Below are 2,959 nucleotides of genomic sequence, written 5' to 3'. Positions count from 1 at the left end.
CGGCTGCCGGCGCCGCTGCCGGCCCAGGCACTGGCCGAGCCCGCGCCACCACCGCCCGCCCCGCCGGAGGAGCAGCCACTCGGCCGCCCGCTGGCGCAGTTGCTGGACACCTATATCCTGGCCGAGGGCCCCGATGGCGCCCTGGTGCTGGTGGACCAGCACGCGGCGCATGAGCGGCTGATGCATGAGCAACTGCGCGCCCAGTTCCTGGAAGGCGAGGTGCGCAGCCAGCCGCTGCTGCTGCCAGCCGTGGTGGAAATGCCGGCGCTGGACGCCGCCCGGCTCGCCGAGGCCGCCCCCGCCCTGGCCCGGCTGGGGCTGGAGATCGAGGGCTTCGGTGGCGGCGCGCTGCTGGTGCGGGCCATGCCGGCACTGCTCGGCAACCCGGACCCGGCGCCGCTGCTGCGCGACCTCGCCGCCGAGCTGGCGGAATGGGAGGAAGCCACCGCCCTGGACCGCCGGCTGGATGCCGCCATCGCCCGCATGGCCTGCCATGGCTCCATCCGCGCCGGCCGCCGTCTCAAGACCGAGGAAATGAGCGCCCTGCTGCGCCAGATGGAGGCGACGCCGCGCGCCGCCACCTGCTCCCACGGCCGCCCCACCTTTTTGCGCTTCGGCAAGGCGGAATTCGAGAAGCTCTTCGGGCGGCGCTAGGCGCGCCCGCCGGCATTGCCCGCGGCGGGAAAGACCTCTCCATTTCCAGCGCCGCGCACGGTGGCGGCGCGGCCTTCCGCCCCGCGCGGGGCGAAATCGCCGTCCTGCCTTGAATGCATTGCAACATAAGGTTGGTGGTCAAGCGCCGGGTCAGGCGCTACGCCGGAACAGAACCGCTGTGGAGCAAGCCAGGCGATGCAAGCCACCCTTCCCGCCGAAACCACCCGGATCGCGCCCGGCCTCTTCCGGCTGCGCATGGCCCTGCCCTTCCCCCCTGGCCACGTGAACTGCTGGCTGCTGCGGGATGGCGAAGGCTGGCTGGTGGTGGATGCGGGCGCCAATATCGAAGGCGCCAAGCAGCTTTGGGAAGACAGTTTCGCCAGCGTGCTGGAAGGCCGCCCCATCACCCGCGTGCTGATCACGCATTTTCATTACGACCATGTCGGCCTGGCCGGCTGGATGTGCGAGCGCTGGCAGGCGCCGCTGCTGATGAGCCGCACGGAATACCTGCTGGCCCGCCTGCTGCTGGCCGAGGACAGCGCGAACCTGACGGCGCAGATGCTGCACCAGGGCCGCACCGCCGGCGCGCCGGAGAGCTACCTGCACCACCTGACCCGCCGCCGCCCGCTCTACCGTAGCGAGGTGGCGCCGCTGCCGCCGCATTACCAGCGGCTCGTGGCCGGGGAGACGCTGGTGGTGGATGGCCGCCCGTGGCAGGTCCGCATCGGCCGCGGCCATGCGCCGGAAATGGTCTGCCTGTATTCGGCCGAGCAGGGCGTGCTGATCGGCGCCGATCAGATCCTGCCGCGCATCTCCCCTTATATCGGCGTAGTAAGTTGGGAGCCGGATGGCGACCCGCTGGCCGCCTTCCTGGCCAGCAATCAGACCTTCCGCGACCTGCCGCGCGACACGCTGGTGCTGCCTTCGCATGGCGAGCCCTTCACCGGCCTGCATGAGCGCATCGACGCGCTGGACGCCCATCATGCCGAGCGGCTGGACACGCTGGCCCGCGCCCTGACCATGCCCGTGACAGCTTATGAGGCGGCCCGCGTGCTCTTCCCCCGTGTGGTGGAGGACAGCCAGATCGGCTTTGTCATCGGCGAGGGACTGGCGCATCTGAACCGGCTGGTGGCCACCGGCGTGCTGCTGCGCGAAGATGGCGCCGACGGCCTGCCGCGCTACCGCCGCGCGCCGGAAGCCGCCCTGCCCCGCAACCCGGCCTGAGCTAGCCGGCGGTGCCGCGAACGGCCCAGGCGCGGGCCGAGAGCGGGATGCTGCCATCCGCCGCCACCGGCAGAGTGGCACGGAGCCTTTCCCGCAGCGCGGCGCGCCGGTCCTCCGGCAAGGCGGCGCAATAGGCGGGCGCGGGCGCGCCACCGCGCAGGAAGGGCGTCCAGTAATCCTCGAAGTCGCGAAAGCGGGTGGGGATCTCGATCGCCGCCACCTCCACCCCGAGCAACCCGGCCTGCTCGAACAAGGCCCGCAGCGGTTCGGGGCGGCACCGGGCGAAGCGCAGGGCCTCATCCTTGCCACTGGCGCCGGCGGGGTCCAGCGCGGCAGCGGCATCCCAGAAGCGGCGCATCATCTGCATGCCCTCGGCATAATCCCAGACATAGGCGGCAATGGCGGCACCCGGGCGGGCGGCGCGGCGCATCTCCGCCAGGGCCTTCGGCTGGTCCGGCACGAAGTTCAGCACCAGCCCGCTGACCAGGGCATCGAAGGCGGCATCGGGCACGGGCAGCGCCTGGGCATCGCCCTGGCGGAAGGAAAGGCGCGGGTCGGACAGGCCGCGCCGGGCATAGGCGAGGAAAGCCTCCGACGGGTCCACCCCGAGGATGGAGGCGGGGGCGTGGTGCTGCAGGATCAGCCCGCTTAGCGCCCCGGTGCCGCAGCCGATATCGAGCCAGTCGGCGCCGCGCGGGATACCGAGACGGCGCAGGAATTCCGCCGCAACCAGGCGGCTCCAGCGCCCGACATAAGGCTCATAGGCCTCGCCCACTGCCCAGAGACTAGGCTCGCCGCTGTTCTGGCCGGGGGCTGCCATGCCTGCCATCCCGCCTGTTGCCGAGGCGGCGAGTAGCGCAGGCGCCAGCGGCACCGGCAAGGCAAATCGCCGGGATCAGCCTCCTCTCCCATCAAGCGGGAAATGGCAGCGCGCCTGCTGGCCGGGCGCCACCACCCGCAATGCCGGTGGATTGGTGGCGCAGAACCCGGTGCCGCGCGGGCAGCGGCCATGCAGGCGGCAGGCGCGCGGGTCGGGGTCCACCGGGCTCCGCGGCTCGCCCTCCAGCCGCAGCGGCCGGGG

2 protein-coding genes and 2 pseudogenes are annotated in these 2,959 nt (G+C 72.3%); 2 read left to right on the top strand and 2 right to left on the bottom strand.

Annotated elements, in window-relative coordinates; genetic code table 11:
* Together IBL25_RS25465 and IBL25_RS25460 are read left to right on the top strand one after the other, a co-directional pair.
* A pseudogene (locus tag IBL25_RS25465) lies at positions 1 to 654 on the top strand (DNA mismatch repair endonuclease MutL); the annotation flags it as partial.
* A 195-nt stretch (positions 655 to 849) separates the two neighbouring features.
* Positions 850 to 1,878: an MBL fold metallo-hydrolase gene (locus IBL25_RS25460; RefSeq protein ID WP_187781243.1), complete on the top strand. Its 1,029-nt coding sequence runs from the start codon at positions 850 to 852 to the stop codon at positions 1,876 to 1,878.
* 1 nt (position 1,879) lies between these two features.
* Here the strand turns inward: IBL25_RS25460 and IBL25_RS25455 are convergent, their stop codons facing one another.
* Both IBL25_RS25455 and IBL25_RS27160 read right to left on the bottom strand, forming a co-directional pair.
* A complete protein-coding gene (locus IBL25_RS25455; protein ID WP_187781242.1) occupies positions 1,880 to 2,698 on the bottom strand; it encodes a class I SAM-dependent methyltransferase in 819 nt (272 codons plus the stop codon).
* 75 nt (positions 2,699 to 2,773) lie between these two features.
* A pseudogene (locus tag IBL25_RS27160) lies at positions 2,774 to 2,959 on the bottom strand (ABC transporter ATP-binding protein); the annotation flags it as partial.

This window comes from Pseudoroseomonas ludipueritiae, assembly GCF_014490445.1.
GTDB classification, from domain to species: domain Bacteria; phylum Pseudomonadota; class Alphaproteobacteria; order Acetobacterales; family Acetobacteraceae; genus Pseudoroseomonas; species Pseudoroseomonas ludipueritiae.
Note: the sequence above shows the minus strand (reverse complement) of the source record. Positions and strands in the feature narration are given on the sequence as shown.